The sequence below is a fragment of the Phenylobacterium terrae genome, from assembly GCF_042681205.1.
In the GTDB taxonomy this organism is placed as follows: domain Bacteria; phylum Pseudomonadota; class Alphaproteobacteria; order Caulobacterales; family Caulobacteraceae; genus Phenylobacterium; species Phenylobacterium terrae.
In genome coordinates, this window is record NZ_JBHUEY010000001.1 from 390,060 (window position 1) to 409,782 (window position 19,723).

A 19,723-nucleotide genomic window follows, 5' to 3' on the forward strand; every position below is an offset into this window, starting at 1 on the left:
CGTCGGGCGCAACCTCTCACCGGCCGGTTCGGCGACCGCCCCTTGCAGGCCGTCCGGGATGACGCGCTAGTTGGCGCGACATGACAGGGACCCCCATGCTCCGCATCCTCGGCCGCCCCAGTTCGATCAACGTGCGCAAGGTGCTGTGGACGGCCGCCGAGATCGGCCTGGAGTTCACGCACGAGCCGCAGTGGGCGAGCCCGGAGGCGCCGGCGAGCACGCCGGAGTTCCTGCGCCTCAACCCCAACGGCCTCGTGCCGGTGATCGAGGACGAGGCGGGCGTGCTGTGGGAGTCCAACACCATCTGCCGCTATCTCGCCCGCAAGCACGGGCGCACCGACCTGCTGCCCGCCGAGCCGGCGGCCCAGGCGGGCGTCGAGATGTGGATGGACTGGCAGGCCACGGAGCTGAACGGCGCCTGGCGATACGTCTTCATGGCGCTGGGCCGGCGCGATCCGGCCTACACGGACCCGCACGAGATCGCCGCCGGCGCGCGGCGCTGGCGCGCGGCGATGGGGATCCTCGAGGCGCGGTTGGCCAGGACCGGCGCCTTCGTGGCGGGCGAGCGCTTCACCCTCGCCGACGTCGTGGTCGGACTCTCCGTGCATCGCTGGCGCGCCACGCCGATGGAGCGGCCGCCGTTGCCGGCGGTGGAAGCCTACCACCGGCGGCTCCTGGGCCGGCCCGCGTACGCGGCGCACGCGCGGCCCGACGTCCCCTGAAGACGGAGGCCGCGCCTGCGACGTCAGAACACGTCCAGGTCGTGGCCCGTCACGACGGCTCCGTCGTAGGTTCGCCGGATCTCCTGCAACAACGCCTCTTCCGGATTGGGACGACCCACGCCGCCCGGGTTCGCCCGGTGATAGAGGATCAACAGGCCGGGCCTGGCCCTCTTGGCTATCTCCGCCAGCTCCGTCGAGGAGGTGTGGTGTCTTCGCCGGTACGACTGGTAGGGAGGCGAGACATTGCGGTAGGTCATGAGGCTGTAGGCCTCGTGGATGAGCACATCGCAGCCGTTGCAATTGTCGACGACGCTCTGGCTGGGCGCTGCGTCGCCAGAGATCACGATGGTGCGGTCCGGGGTCTCGAAGCGGAATCCGAACGCCTGCGGCACGTCCCCGTGTTCGACCAGGAACGCCTTCACCGTGACCTTCTCGTCCTTGTAGACGACGCCGGGCCCGATCTCGTGGGCGTTCACCTTGTAGCCGTCCAGCTGGTCCAGCGCCCCCAACGCCGCCTTGTCCCGGAGGCGTATCCGGATGTCCTCGCGGTAAGCCTCGAGGATGTGCTCCGTCATCGCCTGGAGCCCCTTTGGGCCGTAGACCTCGAGCGGATGCCGCCGGCCCACCGCCCACGGCGTGAGGATGAGGTCCGGGTAGCCCGCCGTATGGTCCGAGTGGAGGTGGGTGAGGAAGACGACCCGAAGATTGACGACCGACAGGCCCTTCACCCCCTTCTCGGCCGCGGCGGCGGCCCGTCGGACGACTCCGGGACCGAAGTCCACGAGGTAGGGCGTTCCATCGACGACGATCGCGGTCGCCGGACCGGACCGCGCCGGATCCGGGCTCGGCGTTCCCGTCCCGAGGAGCACGATCTGCGTCCTGGACGCCGCCGGGGCCGCTTCGGACCGAGGCCAGATGCCCAGAGGCCAGCCGAGCAACATGGCCGCGGCGAAGGCGCAGCCGGCGACAAGGCGTCTGCTTGTGGGGGGCATGGCGGCCCTTTCAGCATCTGTCGAGGCGATTGTAGCCGTCGGCCGGGCCTTTGGCGTGCCGAACCGGGGATCGGATCTGGCGCCGGGCCGCCTCGGTCCGCCGCCGACCGCCGCCTGGCGGCCAAAAAGAAAGGGCGTCCGCCCTTGCAGGAGGCGAACGCCCTTTCCCGCCGCAGGCTGCGCGGGGTCTTGGAGAGCCGGCCGGACGGGGTTGGCGGTAGCGCCCGGCAGGTCTTCGGAATGCAGCTGCGGCGGGATCTCCGCGGGGAGGAGATTTCGTCCCGGAAGGGCGGGCGAGCGGCGGCGCCGCTCGCCGGCGCCCCTAGTCCTCGTCGCCCTCGGGGCCGCCGACGAGGAGCTCTTCCTCGATCTTGGTGGCGTTGCCCCGCACGGCCCGCTCGATATCGGCGGCGATGTCCGGGTTGTTCTTCAGGAACTCGCGGACGTTGTCGCGGCCCTGTCCGATCCGCTGGGAATTGTAGGAGAACCACGAGCCGGACTTGTCGATCACCCCGGCCTTGACGCCCAGGTCGATGATCTCGCCCAGCTTCGAGATCCCCTCGCCGTACATGATGTCGAACTCGACCTCGCGGAACGGCGGGGCGACCTTGTTCTTGACCACCTTCACGCGGACGTTGTTGCCGATGATCTCGTCGCGCACCTTCACCGAGCCGGTGCGGCGGATATCGAGGCGCACCGAGGCGTAGAACTTCAGGGCGTTGCCGCCGGTCGTCGTCTCCGGACTGCCGTACATGACGCCGATCTTCATCCGGATCTGATTGATGAAGATGACCAGGGTGCCGGCCTTGGAGATGGAGGCGGTGAGCTTGCGCAGCGCCTGGCTCATCAGCCGCGCCTGCAGGCCGGGCAGGCTGTCGCCCATCTCGCCTTCGATCTCGGCCTTGGGCGTCAGCGCCGCGACCGAGTCGATCACGATCACGTCCACCGCGCCCGAGCGCACCAGGGTGTCGGTGATCTCCAGCGCCTGCTCGCCGGTGTCGGGCTGGGAGACCAGCAGGTCGTCCAGGTTGACGCCGAGCTTGTGGGCGTAGGAGGGGTCGAGCGCGTGCTCGGCGTCGACGAAGGCGGCGGTGCCGCCGGCCTTCTGCACCTCGGCGACCACATGCAGGGCGAGCGTCGTCTTGCCCGAGCTCTCGGGCCCGTAGACCTCGACGATCCGGCCCTTGGGCAGGCCGCCGATGCCCAGCGCCAGGTCGAGGCCGAGCGAGCCGGTCGAGACCGATTCGATCTCCACCACCTTGCCCTTGTCGCCCAGCTTCATCACCGAGCCCTTGCCGAAGGCCCGGTCGATCTGCGCCAGGGCCGCCTCCAGGGCGCGCTGCTTATCTCCGTCTTCTCTGGCCACGAGCTTCAACGCTGACTGACTCATCCTGATGAGCCTCCCTTATCCCACGATTCCGCCAACCCGACCGGGGCTAAGATGGCTTGTCCCGCCGCGCGTCGAATGATCGATGCGTACCTTGTTTGTTCTCTGTTCGCAAGATGTTCCTGCAGAGCTGGCCCCCGCTCGCGGAACCGTGATCGAAAAAGGGCCGCGCCCGGAGGGGCGCGGCCAAGGCTTTAGGGAGGAAACGTCCCGAAGGACGGCCCCTTAGGTGGCCGCATCGTGTGTCGGGGCAATGACAAGCTTGGCCTGAGGGGGGCCGCCGCCGGGGCTGTTCACGCGCGCGGCGCCCCGCCCCGGGGACGCCCGAAAACGCGCCGCTCCCCCGCTCCCGTGCGGCCCGGGGCGGCTGAAGGTCACGAATTCGGCGTCGGCGTCCCACTCGACGTCGAGATCGACGGCGGATTGGCCGCAGCCCACCCGAAGGTTTCTCACGCGACCAGGACCGCATCGCGGCAGCGCAGGCCGTGGACCCGCACGTCCGCCTCCCCGAGCCGCACCCCAAGCAGGCCGGTGAGTCGGCCAAGCACCGCGTCCAGCGGCTCGCCCAGCGGCGCCAGCACGGAGAGCACCGAGCCGGCGATCGTCGGCGCCGGCAGCGCGCCGACCTGGGCGGTCACCCGCGTGTTGGCGACCAGGGAGCCGATCGTGGCCTCGGCGATGTCGCTCGTCTGAACCGACTTGATCTTCCTGGCCGCGATGTCCGAGGCGTTGAAGCTCACCGACTTCCAGGCCTCGCCGCCGATGCTCGCGCGGGCCGAGCCGCGCGCCTGGATGAGGCCCAGGTCGAGGAGCCTCGCGGGCCCGACCTCGAGCTCCTGCTTGAAGTCGGCGAGCTTGGATTCGTCCAGGTCGCCGACCACCAGCTCTCCCACGCCCGGGCGCACGTCGAGGACGACGCGCCGCTGCGCCGCCTCGGCCGGACAGCTGATGGCCCCGAGCTTCGCCTCGCCGGGGGCCAGCTCGACCAGCACCGGCAGCCGCACCGGCTTGAGGCCGATCGCGCCCAGAAGGCCCAGAGCCTTGGCCTCCAGATAGATGCGGGCCTGGCTCGTGCGGATGGTCACGCCGCCCTCGCCGTCGACGGCGAGCCAGGGCGACTGGTTCGGCCGCTCGCCGATGGCGAGCCGCACGTCGAGGTCGACCAGGCCAGGCGCCTGGCCGGCAAGGTCCAGCTCCACCGCCCGACCGCCCTGCGCGGCGGTGAGAAGGGCCTGGGCCAGGTCGAGCGCCGAGACGTTCAGGCTCGTGGCCTTGACGGAGGCCAGCTTGTCCTGCGCGCCGATCGGCCCGAGGTCCAGGAGCGTGCGAAGCCGCGCATCGCCCAGCTTCGAGGCTGCGGCGGAGATCTTGGCGGCGGCCGAGGCCGCGCGGGACTGGCCGTCCTTGCTGAGCGCCTTCGACAGCGCGGCCAGCGCCTGGGCCGTGGTGAGGTCGGCGGACAGCACCTCGTCGAAGCTGCCCGCGTCGAGAGCCGCCTCGGTGCGGAGCGCGTCCACATAGTCGAACAGCTCGACGTCGGCCTGCGCCAGCGCCTCGTAGTCCATCAGCGACAGCGACACCTGCCCGCCGGTGAGCGCGGACAGCAGCTTGTTCGCGACCCCTCCCTCCAGGGCGGCCAGGCCGGTCCCGATGGAGAAGCTCGCGAGGTCGGCCCGCGCCGCGGTGGCGCTGCGCCGGACGGCCAGCGTCTTCCTGCCGATCAGCATCTGCGCGAAGTACAGGTCCGCCTCGGCGGCGAGCTCCACGCGCGCGGCGTTCGACTGGGGATCGCCCGCCGTGAACCGCTCGTCCGGCGCCTTGTCCGGCAGCGCCCGATACCGGCCCAGCACGACGTTCACCGACACCGGCCCGTCCCAGCCGTTCGCCGCCACCGTGGCCTCGGCCGCCGCCTGGGCGTTGGCGAGGTCCCGGGCCGCCGCGATGGCGGCGAGGTCGGCCATGCCCTGCAGCTTGCGGGTCTGCAGGTAGACCGAGCCGAGGTCGACCGCCAGGGCCGAGACGCCCATCAGAAGGCCCCCGGCCGCCGCGATGGCGACCACGACGTTGCCGCGCTCGCAGGCGAGGAACCGCCCGCCTCGGGTCAGGGCGCGCATCAGTAGCCTCCGAGCCGCACGGCGGCCTGCCGGTCGATGATCGGCGGCGGCATCGGGATGAAGTCGAAGAGGAAGATGAAGCTCTCGGAGGCGTCGAAGGTGACGCTGACGGCGACGCCCTCGGCCGCCTCCATCACCGTGACGCCGGCGCGGTCGGGATCGAGGAACGGATGGTGCGCCAGGCCGGCGGCGAGCGTCGCCTCGGCGATCTCCTGCCGCTCCTGGGCGTCAAGGCCGGCGATCGCGGCCCGGGCGCTGTCGTTGGCGAGCTGCTGGACGCTGTGCGCCGTCCAGAAGTAGCCGCCGTAGGTCATGATCCCGACCAGCAGCATGGTCAGGAACGGCGCGATCAGCGCGAACTCCACGACCGATACGCCGGCACGATCCCTGGCAAGAGCCCGCCAAAGTCCTGATCGGCTCATTTTTCACCCTCGCAAGCCGCTTCCGTGGACGGAGCAGCCTGCGCCGGCCTGGCTTGCCAGGGCGTGCGGCGGCGAAATCCGGATTCTCCGGACAATCGAGCGCGCGGGATCTGCGCGCTGTGACCAAAAGGCCAGTCGCTAGAGCGGACTACAAGGTAAAGGCGAGTTTACTGTCGCCATGGTTGCTAGAAGGTGCTAGCTCACTGTACAAGTTCCGCGTAAGTTGGGGGCATGATGGGGGGATCCATTCCAAATGCTGTCGAGGTGACGGCTGCCGCCATCAGCCGGAATTTCGGTACATGGCAGGATAAGGCCATGACCACCCCGGTCATCGTGACCAAGCATGGTAAACCTCGCGTCGTGCTTTTGTCCGCCGACGCCTACTGCGCGGCCCGTGCGCCTCAGAACGACCAGTCGTCGTCCCAGCCGACATTGGACTGGGCGCTGGCGACGCTGCTCGACAACATCAACCAGGGCTTTGTCGCACTCGATCGCGAGCTGCGGATCCTGAGCGTGAACCGGGCCTTCTGCGTGATGGCCGAACGGGGCGAAGCGCACCTGGTCGGCAGGAGCCTCGAAGAGGCGTTCCCCAAGTCCTACGCGATCGTCCACGCCTTCCTGCACCAGACGATGGCGGACGGCGAAGTCGCCGACTTCGAAGCGCCCTCGGCGCTGGCCTCCGGCCGCTTCTACCGCGTCCGCGCCTTCCCCTACCTCGGCGGCGTGGCGGTGCTGCTGCAGAGCCGCCGCGAAGAGGTGCTCGAACGGGAGACGAGACAGCGGCTGGAGTCCGAGGTGGCCGCCTTCCGGGCCCTGCCCGGCGCCTGCTGGGCCGCCATCAACCTGAGGGGCCGGTTCACCGAGGTGGGCCAGGGGCTGGCCCACCTCACCGGCCTCGCGGCCGAGGACCTGGCGGGACTTCAGCTTGTGCAGATCATCCGCCCGGCGGCCCGCCACACCGTGGCCGCCGCCATCGAGGCGGTCATCGACCAACGCCAGGCCCAGTCGCTGACCTCGGCCGTGCTCTCGAAGGGACTGGACGAAACGCCCGTCCATCTGGCGCTCTCGCCGGTGCTCGACAACGGAGCGGTTACGGGGATCAGCATGGTGGCGCAGACGATGCGTGACGGGTCCGCCTCCCCGGGCTAGGCAGCGGGCCTCGGCATCGGGAGGTCACATGCACACGGGCAGCTGTCTCTGCGGGGCGGTCCGCTTCGAAGTCGAAGGGCCGCTGGCGCCCATCCAGCTGTGCTGCTGCGGCCAGTGCCGCAAGGCGCAGGGCTCGGCCTTCGGGGCCAACATCCCGGTGGCCAGCGCCGACTTCCGCCTGCTGAGCGGCGAGGCCGAGCTGAGGGAATACCGGTCCTCGCCCGGCAAGCGGCGGGTGTTCTGCGGGGTCTGCGGCAGCCCGGTGTTCAGCCAGCGGGACGAGACGCCGGAGGTGATGCGGCTGCGGGCCGGATCGCTGGACGAGCCGGTGGAGACGCGTCCCGGCTTCTGGTTCTACACGGCCTCGCAGGCCAGCTGGTGGCCGCCCGAGGACGACCTGCCGCGACATGCGGACGCCGCGCCCGCCTGAAGCGGCGCCAGAACCCGCCGGGCGCGGGGGCGTTGAAGGACCCTGACTCAACGGGGGCGGCTCATCAGAGAGGTGATCCGATGCGCAAGACGCTCGCCATCGCCGCGGCCGCCGTACTGATCCCATCGGCCGCGCTGGCGGAAGAGAAGGAAAAGCCGGGCGTGGTCGACAGCCTGGGCGCGGCCGTCGGCGGGGCCCTGGGCTACACCGCCGGGGCGGCCGGCGGGCCGCTGGGCAGCGCCGTGGGCGGGCTCGCCGGCCAGTCGATCGGCAAGGGCCTGGTCGGCGGGGTGAAGAAGCTGTTCGGCATGGACAAGAAGGAGGAGAGCGCCAAGGGGCCGGGCCCTGCGACGCTCGCCGAAGTCGCGCCTCCGCCCGGCGCGGCCGGTTCGCCGCCCGGGAACGCGCCCGCCACGCTGGCGGATCTGGAGGCGGCGGGTGGTCCCCCTCCGGCGCCGGTGAGCGCCGCCAGCGCCGGCGAGGCGGCGGCCGCGCAGGCCGAGGCGGTCCCGCAAGTCCAACCCGAGCTCATTCCGGCCCCCGACGCCGCCACGCTCGACGCGGCCCCGCCCGAGGCCGTCCCGGAGCCGGCGCCGACGCCATAGTCTCCCGCCCTCGTCATGGCCGGCTTCATGCCGGCCACCCATCCTGACGCGCCAACCCCTCACCGAGGCGCGCCGGTGACGGGTTGCGCTACCTGTCACCCCTCACCGGATCACCAGCGGCTCGGCCGGGTAGCGGCCGGCCAGGACGTCGGGGAGCAGCTCCCGCAGCCCGAGGGGATAGACGTCCTCCTCGCAGGCCATCAGCTCCTCGAGCGTCCACCAGCGGATGTCGTCGACGAGGTCCAGTTCGTGCGGCTCCCAGGCGTCGCGGCAGGGCTCGCCGCCCCGGCAGCGGGCGACGAGGTAGTGTTCCTGGAACATCACCAGCTCGCCGCCGACCAGCCGGTAGGGCGCAGTGCGCCGCCACACCACCGGGCCGATCTCGACGTCGGTGAAGCCGGTCTCCTCGACCACCTCGCGCGCGGCGGCCTGATGCACGGTCTCTCCGGGCTCGGCCCCGCCGCCGACGGTGAACCACGCGCCCGGTGCGTCCGGCGCGGTGGGCAGCCGGCCCTTCATCAGCAGCAACCGGCCGGCGGCGTCGAACAGCAGGATGCGGGCGGTGAGTCGGTCGCGCATGCGGCGCGAGCATGTCCCGGCGGCGGACCGGAAGGAAGCGACGGCGCCCCTGGCGCACCATGTGGTTGCGTCCGGCAACTTTTTCGCGCGCCCTCAAAGGCCCATTAAGGCTGAGCTCGGATAGTGGCGCTATATGGGGGGAAGGAGCCGCGCTTGAACGCTGCCCTGTCACGGTTCGTCGGCTTCGCGTTCGCGAGCGCCGACCTGCTCATCGAAATCGCGCCGGACGGGCGGATCGCCTTCGCGGCGGGCGCCGCCGAGGCCCTGTCCGGCTCGCCGGACGCGCAGCTGGTCGGCCGGCCCTGGTCGGACTTCATCGACGACTACGACCGGGCCATGGCCGAGGCCCTGTTCCGGGGCCTGAAGGACGGCCTGCGGGGCGGGCCGGTGGTCGTGCGGCTGGCGGGGGACGCTGGGCAGGCCGAGCGGGCCGCCGCGCTCTCCGTCTTCCGCCTGCCGCAGAACGAGGGGGCGATCTCCTGCGCGCTCACCCGCGCCGCGCCGCCGCCCCGCACCGCCGCCCTGGGCCTGCACTCGAAGGACAGCTTCGAGCAGGTCACCGCCACCCTGTTCGAGAGCGCCAAGACCACCGGCCTGGAGCTGGAGCTGGCGCTGGTGGAGCTCTCGGGCCTGACCAGCGTCCGCGGCGGCCAGGGCGACATGGATCAGGAGCTGGCCGGCCTCCTGCGGGCGCATTCGCACGGCGGGTCGGCGGCGGCCGAGCTGGGCGAGGACCGCTTCGCCCTCGTCCGCCCGCGCGGCGAGAGCCCCGACGGCCTGGCGCGCCGGCTGCTCAGGATGCTGGGCGTGGCCGAGGACACGGTCACCCCCGCCGGGCAGGCCATGTCGCTGACCGGCGAGGCCTCGCCCAACCAGGTGATCCGCGCCATCCGCTACGCCGTCGACAGCTTCATCGCCGACGGCCTGGACGCGGCGGTGCCGGCCAGCCTGAGCCAGGCGGTGACGGACTCGGTCCGCCGGACGGCCATGGAGGTGGGCGCCCTCGGCCAGGCCCTGGCCGACAAGCAGTTCCGCCTCGTCTACCAGCCGGTCGTCAACCTGAAGGCCGGCGGGGCGGTGCACCACCACGAGGTGCTGGTCCGCTTCGGCCAGGACGAGAGCCCCTTCCCGATGATCCGCATGGCCGAGGAGCTCGACCTGATCGAGAGCCTGGACCTGGCGGTGGCCGAGCAGTCCATCGCCAAGCTGGTCGCCACGCCGGGATTGAAGCTGGCGGTCAACATGTCCGGCCGGACCGCCCAGTCCGGGAGTTTCGTCGCCAAGGTCGCCCTGATGATCGCCGGCAGCCCCGCCGTCCGCGGCCGGCTGCTGTTCGAGCTGACCGAGAGCGCGGCGATCACCGACATGCCGATGGCCCAGGCGAACCTGCAGCTGCTGCGCGAGGAAGGCTGCAAGATCTGCCTCGACGACTTCGGAGCCGGCGCGGCCTCGCTGGCCTACGTCCAGCAACTGCCGCTCGACTTCGTCAAGATCGACGGCCGCTACATCAAGGAACTGCAGCACGGCGGGCGGGAGACCACCTTCATCCGCCACCTGGTGCGGATGTGCGCCGAGCTGGGCGTCGGCACGGTCGCCGAGATGGTCGAGACCAAGCCCGCCGAGCAGGCCGTGCGCCAGGCCGGCGTGGACCTGGCCCAGGGCTACCTCTACGGCGCCCCCTCCGACGAGCCCGCGCGCATCGAGGCCCGCGCGCCCGCCATCCGGCCCGGGCTGAAGCGGGCGGGGTAACCCAAGCCCTAAACCGCCCGGCCCTCGCTCCAGTCGGTGACGCGGCGCTCGAGCACCGTCAGCGGCACCGAGCCGCTCGCCAGCGCCATGTCGTGGAAGGCGCGCAGGTCGAACCTGGCGCCCATCTTCGCCTTGGCCGCCTCGCGCAGGCGCAGCCAGGTGAGCTTGCCGACCATGTAGCTGCAGGCCTGGCCCGGCCAGACGCAGTAGCGCTCGATCTCGGTGGTGGCGGCGCTGGTCGGCGAGCCGTCGATGGAGGTCATCGTCTCGATCGCCTTCTCGCGGCTCCAGCGCTTGGCGTGCAGCCCGGTGTCGACCACCAGCCGGGCCGAGCGGAACAGCGAGGACTGGAGGTAGCCGATCTCGCCCAGCGGATCGTCCTCGTAGACGCCCATCTCCCGGGCCAGTTCCTCGGCGTAGAGCGCCCAGCCCTCGCCGTAGGCGGACAGGAAGGTCGCCCGCCGGATCATCGGCAGCTCGGTCTCCTGCTGGATGGCCAGGTGCATGTGATGGCCCGGCACGGCCTCGTGGTAGGTGAGCGTCGGCAGGGTCCACTTGGGATACTCGGCCGTGTCGCGCAGGTTGATCCAGTAGATCCCCGGCCGCGAGCCATCGAGGGTGGGCTGATTGTAGTAGCCGCCCGGCGCGCCGGCCTCGATGAAGCTCGGCACGCGGCGCACTTCGACGGGCGCCTTGGGGAGGCGGCCGAACACCTCCGGCAGGCGAGCCATCATGGCCTTCACCTGGGCGTTCAGATCCTCGATCAGCTTTTCCTTGGCAGGGTCGGTGTTGGGATAGTGGTGCTTGGGATCGTCGTAGAGCGCGCGGATCCGCTGGCCGACCGTCCCCTTCGTCATCCCCAGCTTGCGCAGCAGCACCTCGGCGCGGTCGGAGAGCCGGCGGGACTCGTCTAGCCCCATCTGGTGGATCTCGTCCGGCGTCATCCGGGTGGTCGTCGAGGCCTGGGAGGCGTGGGCGTAGTAGGCCTCCCCGTCCGGCAGCCGCCAGACGCCGGCGTCGTGCACCGCGCGGGGCTTCAGCCCCTCCATGAAGGCGATCTGGCGGTCGAGCGCCGGGACCACCTTGTCCGCGTAGATCTTCGCCGCCTGGGCGGCGTAGTCGCCGGCGATGCCCTTCTCCCGGGCCCGGTCCGCGACCGAGCTGACCAGCGGGGAGGCCTCAGGGGCGACCTTCAGGGCGCGCATCTGCTGCAGCGAGCGCTCGATGACGAAGTCGGGCGGGACGACGCCCAGGCCGACGTCGCGACGGGCCCGCTCGGCCTCCTGGTCCATCACAGTGGCGTAGGCCTCCAGCCGCGCGAGATAGGCGTCGGCGTCGGCCTTGGTCTCGATGGTGTGCTGGGTCCCCAGGAAGTCGGGGATGGAGCGGTAGGCCCCGGTGAGCTGGCTGAGGACGTAGGGCTGGCCCGCCCCGCCGTTGCCGTAGACGAAGCGCCGGTTGGCCGCGTCGGCCCGCTCCAGGCCGTCGAGCACGGCGTCGTAGTTGACGGCGGCCATGCCGGTGAGCGGGGCGCGGGGCACGGCCTTCAGCCGCCGCAGCTGGTCGGCGGTCCGGGCCTTGTCGCGCTCGAGGTCGGCGATGGAGCGGTCGTCCAGCTGCGACTTGGCCGCGGCGCGCGCTCCGGTGTCGACGCCGAGCTGGGTGGCGAGCTGGGGCGAGTCGTCCAGCGCCTCCTGGAAGAAGGCCTCCAGCAGGGCGTCAAGCTGCGCCTGCGGCGAGCCCGCGGGCGCCGGCTGTGCCAGGGCCGGCGCAGCGGCGGAGCCGGCGAGCGCGGCGGCGGTTACGAGAAGATGGCGGCGGTTCAGCACTTCGCGGGCCCCAGCGTGTTACCAATGTTACGCTTGCAGGCTTGGCGCACCGGCCCGCGCCCGGCAAGCCGTCGCGGGTTAAATCGCTGTAATCCGCCGCCTATTCGGCGGGCCGCGGCGAGGCCTGAGGCGGCGTGCCGCCCCCGCCCAGCGGCTCGGGCGCATCCTCGGCCCCCTGCACGGCCGCGGCGGCGACCGCCGCTTTGGGCCGCAGCGCCGCGAGCGCCGCCTTGGTGGCCTCGTAGGACTGCCGGTTGATGCCGTACTTGGCGTAGAACAGCGCCGCGATCAGGCCGGGCACGCCGCCGATCACGCCGTCCCAGAGCGCCAGGTTCCAGACGATCTCGTCCGGCACCTGGCCCGGCTTGGCCTTGGTCGGGAAGGCGATGATGGTCAGCACCAGGCCGCCGATGAAGGCGCCCACCGCCTGGTCCACCTTGGCGAACAGCGCCCGGGTCGAATAGAGCACCCCTTCCTGGCGCACCCCGAACTTCAGCTCGTTCTGGTCGGCGATGTCGGCCAGCGCCGACATGACGCTGATCGAGAGCACGCTGACCGCGCCGTAGCCGAGGGCGGCGATGGCGATGAGGATGGCCAGCAGGCCCGGCGTCTGCGGCGTGAGGATCCCCATCCCGCCCAGCACGACCGGCAGGCCGGGGATGACGGCGTAGAGCACGCAGGCGACGATCATCGTCAGCCGCTTGTCGAACCGGCCGTGCAGCCGCGCGGCGACCACGAAGGCGGTGAAGTAGCCGGCGAAGGAGCCGATCACGAACCAGCGGATCTGCTCCGACCCCAGCTCCCAGTAGAAGGTGTTGACGTAGAGATGCAGCGTCTGCCGCAGGCCGATCATGATCGACAGGAAGAAGTAGCCGACCAGCAGCCAGACGTAGTTCACGTTCCGGAACGCCTTGCCGACGTCCTTCAGGAACTCGAGCGGACTCCAGCGCGGCAACTCGGCCGGGGGCTTGGGCAGCAGGGGGATGCGGTCGCGGGTGAACCAGGCCGATCCGAAGAGCACCGCCAGGGCCACCGCGCCCATCACCAGCGAATAGGGCGCGTAGGGCTCCGGGTTCAGCAGCCCGCGCGGGTATTCCGGGGTGTCGACGAAGAAGTAGCTGAGCGCGATCCAGCTGGTCGCCGCCCCGCCCGCCCAGGCGAAGAAGCTGTTGTAGCTCATCACCTTGGACCGCTCGGTGTAGTCGCGGGAGAGCTCGCCGCCGAGCGCCAGGTGCGGCGTGTGGTAGAAGGTCATCGCCTGCCGGAGCAGGATCACCGTCAGCATGAACCAGGCGAACAGCGCCCACTGGGAGAGCCCGGCCGGCGGGTTGAAGATGGCGATGAAGGCCAGGACGATCGGGATCGGGGCCCAGAACATGTAGATGTGCCGCCGGCCCCACCTGGACCGGGTGCGGTCCGACAGCGAGCCGACCACCGGGTCGGACAGGCCGTCGAGGATCAGGCTGGCCGAGACCGCCAGGCCCGCCAGGTGCCCGGGCAGCCCGAGCACCTGGTTGTAGTAGAGCATCGCGAACTGGCTGACCGTGTAGAGCGCGATCGTCTCGGCCCCGCTGCCGAGGCCGAAGGCCAGCTTGGTCTTGAAGGGGAGCCGGTCCGCGCCGGCGGCCTGGGTGCTGCTCACGGGACGGCTCCTCCTTCTTGGGTTTTAAGGCCGGCGGGTCATGCCTGACCGGGGGCGGGCTTGGCGCCGCCCGGGTTCTCGAGGGGGCTACCGATGTCCTCCGCCGCCATCACGCCGGTGAGCGTGGGCGAGGCGGCGAGGCCCTTCTTCTCGTTCAGCGCCGCCCGGGTCGCGTCGTAGCTGCCGCGGGTGATCTTGTACCGGGTGTAGAAATACACGGCCAAGACGCCCGGGATCATCGCCACCAGGGCGTCCCAGATGACGAGGTTGTGCAGCACCTCGGGCGCGACCTGGCCCGGCTTGGCCTTCTCAGGGAAGCTGATGAAGCCCAGCACCACGCCGGCGAAGGCGGTGCCGATGGCGGCGTCCACCTTGGCGAAGAAGGCGCGCGTCGCGTAGAGCACCCCTTCCTGGCGCACGCCGTGCTTCAGCTCGTTCTCGTCGGAGATGTCCGCCAGCGCCGACATGATGCTGATGTTCAGGATGCTGATGGCGCACCAGCCGGCCCCGTGGAAGACGATGAGGATCGGCACCAGGCCCGGGGTCTCGGGGCCCATGATCCCCAGCAGGCCCAGGACCATCGGGATCGCCGGGACGATGGCGTAGGCCAGCCCGGACACGATCATCGTCAGCTTCTTGTCGAACTTGCCGTGCACCCGCGGGGCCACGACGAACGAGGTGAGGAAGCCGAAGAAGCTGCCGATCACGAACCACGACAGGTCGATCGTCTTCAGCTCCCAGAAGAAGGTGTTGGTGAAGATGTGCAGGCCGTTGCGCAGGCCCACCATCATCGACAGGAAGAAGTAGCCGACGATGATCCACACGTAGTTGATGTTGCCCATCGCCCGGGCGATGTCCTTGAAGAACTCCAGCGGGCTCCAGGGCGGCTGGTTCTCCGGCGGCTGCGGCAGATGGGGGATCCGGTCGCGCGTGAACCAGGCCGAGCCGTACAGGAACAGCAGGGCGACCACGCCCATCGTCATCGAATAGGCGAACCACGGCTCCGGATTGAGCAGTCCGTTCGAGTACTCGGGCGTCTCCGGGAAGAACAGCCGGGTGGCCACCCAGAAGGTCGAGGCGCCCCCGGCCCAGCCCAGGAAGCTGGCCCACGCCATGACCTTGGACCTCTCGACATAGTCCGTGGAGAGCTCGCCCCCCAGCGCCAGGTGGGGCGTGTGGTAGAAGGTCATCGCCTGGCGCATGACCACCACGCTGGCCAGGAACCAGAAGAACAGGCCCATGTCGGTGAGCGCGGCGGGCGGGTTGAAGATGGCGATGAACGCGGCGACGATGAAGATCGGCGAGGCGAACATGTAGGGGTGCCGCCGGCCCCACTTCGAGCGCGTGCGGTCCGACAGCGACCCGGCGAAGGGGTCGGAGAGCGCGTCGAGCACCAGACTGACGGAGACCGCCAGGCCCGCGAGGGCCGGAGACAGGCCGCGCACCTGGAAATAGTAGAGAACCGCGAACTGGCTGATGGCGTAGAGGGTGACCGACTCCGCGCCGCTCCCCAGGCCGAACGCGACCTTCGTTCTTGTTGGCAGGCGAGATGCGCCGCCGCTGGCAGTATCGACCAAAACAATAACCTCCCGGGCGCCTCTTGGTGCGCCGATCAATCCGGCAAACAAGGATGATCCGGCGGGCCTCGTCAACGGCCGAGACGTTACAGCGCCGACACAGCGTCGCCGCAGGCGGATGTCCCCCGCCGCAGCGGTCGGATTGGCGGAACGGAGGGATGCGGCTGTCGGCCGCCGGTCGCGCCGCAGGCGCTGCCCGTCGCCGCCGACCCGGGCGGCGGGGAACTCTCTAGGCCGCCTTCTGGAGCTCGAGCTTGACGCGTTCGGCCAGCGTCTTGATGTCGATGGGCTTGGGCAGGAAGGAGATGTTCTTCTCGCCCTCCAGCAGGTCGGAGAACTCGCTCTCGGCGTAGCCGGAGATGAACATCACCGGGGCCGCGCCCAGGTAGGCCCGGGCGTGCTTGAGCAGGTCGGGCCCCTGCATCCCCGGCATCACCACGTCGGAGATCATCAGGTCGATCTCGCCGGCGTGCTGTTCGGCCAGTTCCAGGGCCTCCTCGCCGGACGCCGCCTCGATCACCTCGTAGCCGCGGGCGCGCAGCAGCTTGGCGGCGACGCCGCGCACCGCGTCCTCGTCCTCCACGAACAGGATCTTGCCGGCGCCGGAGAGGTCGCGGGCCACCGGCCGCGGCTTCACCGGCGCGGGCGCGGGCTCGACCGAGGCCAGCGGCACGTGCACCGGCAGGAAGATGCGGAAGGCGGCGCCCTGGCCGGGCTTGGTGTGGACGCTGATCCAGCCGTCCGACTGCTTGACGATGCCGTAGACGGTGGCCAGGCCCAGCCCCGTCCCCTCGCCCACCGGCTTGGTGGTGAAGAAGGGGTCGAAGATCTTGTCCATCACCTCGGGCGGGATGCCCGGCCCGTCGTCGGCGACTTCGATCAGCGCCTGGTCGCCCTTGGCGGCCGCAAAGCCCATCGACTGGGCCTGCGCCTCGGTCAGGCGGGCGGTGCGGATGCTGACCGTGCCGCCGCCATGGGCGCGCACGGCGTCGCGGGCGTTGACGGCCAGGTTCATCACCGCCGTCTCCAGCTGGCTGCGGTCGGCCTTCACCTGCGGCAGGTCGCGGCCGTACTCGGTCTTGAGGTTGACGTCCTCGTAGAGCACCCGGCGCAGCAGCACCTCGAATTCGGAGATGAGTTCGCCAAGGTCCAGCACCTCGCGCTGCACCGTCTGCTTGCGCGAGAAGGCCAGCAGCTTGCGGACCAGGTCGGCGGCCCGGGCGGAGGTCTGGCGGATCTCGTTCAGCCCCTCGTAGCTGGGGTCGCCCACCGGATGGCGGGCGGCCAGCACGTCGAGCTGCATGAAGATGGCGGTGAGCAGATTGTTGAAGTCGTGGGCCACGCCGCCGGCCAGCTGGCCGATGGCCTGCATCTTCTGGCTCTGGGCCAGCTGCAGCTCGATCTGCTTCTGGGCCGAGACGTCGACGAGGTAGGCCACCCAGCGGCCGTCGCTCTTGGCCAGGTACAGGTGGGCGATGCGCGAAGGGTCGCTCGACAGCCGCACCTCCAGCGCGCCCTGGGCGCCGTCCTGCAGCTTCTGCGCCGCGTCGGCCCGCGAGGCCGGCTCGATCAGCTCGCCGAACACCTGTCCCGGCGCGCCGCCGCCGGCCACCGCCGCCAGGGCGGGGTTGGCCTCGACGATGGCCGCAGCGAAGGGGTCCTCCCCTTCCAGCAGCGCCGCGCCGAACGGCGAGGCGGCGGCGAAGGCGTCCAGCACCTTGGGCGGCGGGGGGCTGGCGGTGGCCACCGCCGCCAGCACCTCGAGGGCCTTGGCCGGCAGGCGCAGCGGCTCGGGCCCGCCCTCCAGCAGCCGCACCAGGAACCGGCGTGGCCCCGCCGGGGTGATCTCCACCAGACGGTCCTCGCCGGCGATCTTCAGGCTGGCGCGGCCGGTCTCGCCGCGGCGGGCGGCGGACAGGCCGGCGAACAGGCCCGCGCCGCTGGCGCCGTTCTTCGGCAGGCGCGGCGCCATCCCGACGCTGCCCCGCCAGGCGCCGTTGCAGGCGTGGATCCGCCCGTCGGCGGCGGCCAGCGCGGTCGGCTCCGGCAGCGCCTCCAGCAGCGCCTCGGGGCTGAGCTCGGGATCGCTCGCCGGCTCGGCCGGATTGCGCAGGGCGAGCAGGCCCAGGCAGGCGACGCCGGCCAGCCCCACCAGCAGCATCAGGCTGGCGGCGGTCACCGGGGCGACGAGCACGGGGGCGGCCGCGCACAGGGCCGCGACCCCGAAGAACAGGCCGATCAGCCAGTTCAGGGCGCTGCCCTTGCGCCTGGGGCGCGCTGCGCTCGCGGCGTCCGCCATTCCGGACCTTCGGCTATCGTTCGGCGCCAGGGCGGCCAGCCCGTCCGAATCACGCATCGATCATACTCTCACAGTGCGCTCGCCCCACGCTTTCGTGCGGCGGCCAGCACGAAGCCGATGATCTTGGCCACGGCTTCGTAGTGTTTGGGGGGAATCTGCTCGTCGATCTCGACGGCGGCGTAGAGCGCCCGGGCCAGCGGCGGATCCTCCACCACCGGCACGTTCGCGTCCTTCGCCACGTCGCGGATCTTCAGGGCCAGGGTGTCGAGGCCCTTGGCGACGCAGGTCGGCGCGCCGAACTCGCCCGGCTCGTACTTCAGGGCCACGGCGAAGTGGGTCGGGTTCATGATCACCACGGTGGCGTCCGGCACCGCGGCCATCATCCGCCGGCGCGACCGCTGGATACGCAGTTGCCGCAGGCGCGCCTTCACGTGCGGGTCGCCGTCGGTCTGCTTGAACTCGTCCTTCAGCTCCTCCTTGGTCATCCGCATCCGCTTGATGAACCGGTGGCGCTGCCAGAACCAGTCGATCCCGGTGACGACGGCGAGCAGCACCACCACCGCGAACACCAGCCGCCGCATCAGGTCGGCGGCGAGCGGGAGGATGGCCATGGGCGAGATGCGCGCCAGCGTCTGCAGCTCGTCGTAGTGCGGATCCACGGCCCACCAGGCGACGCCGGCGACCAGCAGGATCTTCACGATCGTCTTGAGGAAGTTGAACAGCCCGTCCGGGCCGAAGATCCGCTTCGCGCCCTGCATGGGCGAGAGCTTCTTCCACTCGAACTTCAGCTTCTCCGGCGTGAACATGAAGCCGTGCTGGACAAGATTGCCGGCGGCCGCGGCCACGGCGGCGGTCCCCAGCACCGCCAGCAGCACCGGCGCGCCCAACTGCATCGTCTGGGCCAGGAGCTGGGCGCCGGCATGGCCCTCCAGCGACATGCTCCCGGCCTCGGCGATATAGCTGCGAAGCCCCACCGCCAGCTCGCGCGCCAGGGGCCCGCCCATCACCGCCATCACGCCGGCCGCCGCCAGCAGCGCCGCCAGCGGCGCCAGGTCCGCCGACTTGACGACGTCGCCCTTCTCCCGCGCCTTCTGGAGCTTGTGCGGTGTCGGCTCTTCTGTCTTCGAGGCGCCTTCGTTTTCCTCAGCCATGGATCACACGAAGATGTCCGCCAGCTGGCGGTAGCGGTCGACCCAGACGAGGCCGACGGCCCCCAGGCTGAGGGCGAAGATCGACAGGCCCAGCAGCACCATGATCGGGCTGGCCACGAAGAACACCGGGAACTGCGGCATGATCCGCCCGACCAGGCCGGTGGCGATGTTGAACACCAGGCTGAACACCAGCACCGGCGCGGCGAGCTGGATCCCCAGGGCGAAGCTGTCGCCCACCGTGCGGATCGCCAGCTGGGCGGAATCGGCGACCGGCAGCGGCTTGATCACCGGGAACAGCGCGTAGGAACGCACCATCGCCGAAATGAACATGTGGTGCAGGTCGGTGGTCATGATCAGCACCAGGCCCAGGAGGCCCAAGAAGGTGGCCAGCGTCGCCGTAGGCTGCGCCTGACCCGGGTTGGCCGTCTGGGCGATCGACAGGGTGGTCTGCAGCGAGACCACCTCGCCCGCCGTGGCCAGCGAGGCCAGGAACAGGCGCAGGACGGTCCCGATGACCAAGCCGATCAGGATCTCCTTGATGACCTGGGCCGCCAGGCTGCCCACCGTGCCCGGCACGGGCGGCATCGAGGGGGCCAGGACCGGGTAGAGCATCAGGGCGAACAGCAGGGCGAAGCCCAGCCGGACGCGGGGCGGCACCGACTGCTCGCCGACGCCGGGAATCACCATCAGCAGGGCGCCGATGCGGGCGAAGATCAGCCCGGCGGCCCAGACCTGGCCGGCTGTGGCGTAGGATTCCATGGGGCTGCGCGCCCCCTCACATGCCGGCGATGCGGGCCGCGATCTGCCGCATGAAGCCGCTCATCAGCGCCCCCATCACCGGCAGGAACAGCAGCAGGGACACGAAGATGGCCACGATCTTCGGCGCGTAGACGAGCGTCGCCTCCTGGATCTGGGTCAGGGCCTGGAACAGGCCGATGGCGACGCCGACGATCAGACCGACGATGAGCACCGGCGCCGAGAGCTGGATGGTCAGCCAAATGGCGTCTCTGCCGACGTCCAGCACCTCGGCGCCGTTCATGGGAAAGCCTCTTTGCGTACTGCAGTTTGGGTGGTCG

General features: G+C 70.7%; 17 protein-coding genes. 5 read left to right on the forward strand and 12 right to left on the reverse strand.

The genetic code is table 11. The features are described 5' to 3' along the window. The first annotated feature begins 80 nt into the window (after nucleotides 1–80). Complete coding sequence (locus ACFSC0_RS01925; RefSeq protein ID WP_377355048.1) at nucleotides 81–722, forward strand: glutathione S-transferase family protein; 642 nt, start codon at nucleotides 81–83, stop codon at nucleotides 720–722. 23 nt (nucleotides 723–745) lie between these two features. Here ACFSC0_RS01925 and ACFSC0_RS01930 read toward each other — a convergent pair whose 3' ends face one another. The 4 genes from ACFSC0_RS01930 to ACFSC0_RS01945 all read right to left on the reverse strand — a co-directional run bounded on the left by ACFSC0_RS01930 (nucleotide 746) and on the right by ACFSC0_RS01945 (nucleotide 5,580). Beyond that, the gene (locus ACFSC0_RS01930; RefSeq protein ID WP_377281035.1) at nucleotides 746–1,591 is read right to left on the reverse strand and encodes an MBL fold metallo-hydrolase; all 846 of its coding nucleotides are present in this window, start codon (nucleotides 1,589–1,591) and stop codon (nucleotides 746–748) included. 445 nt (nucleotides 1,592–2,036) lie between these two features. Further along, a complete protein-coding gene (gene recA / locus ACFSC0_RS01935) occupies nucleotides 2,037–3,104 on the reverse strand; it encodes a recombinase RecA (protein ID WP_377281034.1) in 1,068 nt (355 codons plus the stop codon). A gap of 446 nt (nucleotides 3,105–3,550) precedes the next feature. Further along, nucleotides 3,551–5,215: a TadG family pilus assembly protein gene (locus tag ACFSC0_RS01940; protein ID WP_377281033.1), complete on the reverse strand. Its 1,665-nt coding sequence runs from the start codon at nucleotides 5,213–5,215 to the stop codon at nucleotides 3,551–3,553. Continuing rightward, entirely contained in the window at nucleotides 5,215–5,580 is a 366-nt protein-coding gene (locus ACFSC0_RS01945; RefSeq protein ID WP_377281032.1) for a TadE/TadG family type IV pilus assembly protein, read from the reverse strand. The genes ACFSC0_RS01940 and ACFSC0_RS01945 overlap by 1 nt, the downstream gene beginning before the upstream one ends. Before the next feature lie 291 nt (nucleotides 5,581–5,871). Between ACFSC0_RS01945 and ACFSC0_RS01950 the strand changes: the two genes are divergently transcribed. The 3 genes from ACFSC0_RS01950 (at nucleotide 5,872) to ACFSC0_RS01960 (ending at nucleotide 7,821) form a co-directional block, all read left to right on the forward strand. Beyond that, the gene (locus tag ACFSC0_RS01950; RefSeq protein ID WP_377355171.1) at nucleotides 5,872–6,786 is read left to right on the forward strand and encodes a type II toxin-antitoxin system prevent-host-death family antitoxin; all 915 of its coding nucleotides are present in this window, start codon (nucleotides 5,872–5,874) and stop codon (nucleotides 6,784–6,786) included. Nucleotides 6,787–6,814: 28 nt separating this feature from the next. Further along, nucleotides 6,815–7,216: a GFA family protein gene (locus tag ACFSC0_RS01955; RefSeq protein ID WP_377281030.1), complete on the forward strand. Its 402-nt coding sequence runs from the start codon at nucleotides 6,815–6,817 to the stop codon at nucleotides 7,214–7,216. An 80-nt stretch (nucleotides 7,217–7,296) separates the two neighbouring features. Further along, nucleotides 7,297–7,821 carry a hypothetical protein gene (locus tag ACFSC0_RS01960; protein ID WP_377281029.1) on the forward strand — a complete coding sequence of 175 codons (525 nt, stop codon included), beginning with the start codon at nucleotides 7,297–7,299 and terminating at the stop codon, nucleotides 7,819–7,821. Between the two features lie 102 nt (nucleotides 7,822–7,923). Here ACFSC0_RS01960 and ACFSC0_RS01965 read toward each other — a convergent pair whose 3' ends face one another. After that, complete coding sequence (locus ACFSC0_RS01965) at nucleotides 7,924–8,400, reverse strand: NUDIX hydrolase (RefSeq protein ID WP_377281028.1); 477 nt, start codon at nucleotides 8,398–8,400, stop codon at nucleotides 7,924–7,926. A 153-nt stretch (nucleotides 8,401–8,553) separates the two neighbouring features. On the opposite strand from ACFSC0_RS01965, the gene ACFSC0_RS01970 reads away from it, so the two are divergent. Continuing rightward, entirely contained in the window at nucleotides 8,554–10,149 is a 1,596-nt protein-coding gene (locus ACFSC0_RS01970; protein ID WP_377281027.1) for an EAL domain-containing protein, read from the forward strand. Nucleotides 10,150–10,157: 8 nt separating this feature from the next. On the opposite strand, the gene ACFSC0_RS01975 is transcribed toward ACFSC0_RS01970, so the two are convergent. The 7 genes from ACFSC0_RS01975 to fliQ form a co-directional block, all read right to left on the reverse strand. Further along, entirely contained in the window at nucleotides 10,158–11,978 is a 1,821-nt protein-coding gene (locus ACFSC0_RS01975; RefSeq protein ID WP_377281026.1) for a DUF885 domain-containing protein, read from the reverse strand. Nucleotides 11,979–12,078: 100 nt separating this feature from the next. Beyond that, the gene (locus tag ACFSC0_RS01980) at nucleotides 12,079–13,620 is read right to left on the reverse strand and encodes an MFS transporter (RefSeq protein WP_377281025.1); all 1,542 of its coding nucleotides are present in this window, start codon (nucleotides 13,618–13,620) and stop codon (nucleotides 12,079–12,081) included. Nucleotides 13,621–13,658: 38 nt separating this feature from the next. After that, nucleotides 13,659–15,197, reverse strand: coding sequence for an MFS transporter (locus ACFSC0_RS01985; RefSeq protein ID WP_377281024.1), 1,539 nt, complete (start codon nucleotides 15,195–15,197; stop codon nucleotides 13,659–13,661). Nucleotides 15,198–15,426: 229 nt separating this feature from the next. Continuing rightward, nucleotides 15,427–17,496: a cell cycle histidine kinase CckA gene (gene cckA, locus ACFSC0_RS01990; RefSeq protein WP_377281023.1), complete on the reverse strand. Its 2,070-nt coding sequence runs from the start codon at nucleotides 17,494–17,496 to the stop codon at nucleotides 15,427–15,429. A gap of 68 nt (nucleotides 17,497–17,564) precedes the next feature. Beyond that, entirely contained in the window at nucleotides 17,565–18,647 is a 1,083-nt protein-coding gene (gene flhB, locus ACFSC0_RS01995) for a flagellar biosynthesis protein FlhB (protein ID WP_377281022.1), read from the reverse strand. 3 nt (nucleotides 18,648–18,650) lie between these two features. Beyond that, nucleotides 18,651–19,406, reverse strand: a complete 756-nt coding sequence (gene fliR, locus ACFSC0_RS02000; RefSeq protein ID WP_377281021.1) for a flagellar biosynthetic protein FliR — start codon at nucleotides 19,404–19,406, stop codon at nucleotides 18,651–18,653. A 16-nt stretch (nucleotides 19,407–19,422) separates the two neighbouring features. After that, the gene (gene fliQ, locus ACFSC0_RS02005) at nucleotides 19,423–19,686 is read right to left on the reverse strand and encodes a flagellar biosynthesis protein FliQ (protein ID WP_377281020.1); all 264 of its coding nucleotides are present in this window, start codon (nucleotides 19,684–19,686) and stop codon (nucleotides 19,423–19,425) included. Nucleotides 19,687–19,723 lie beyond the last annotated feature (37 nt).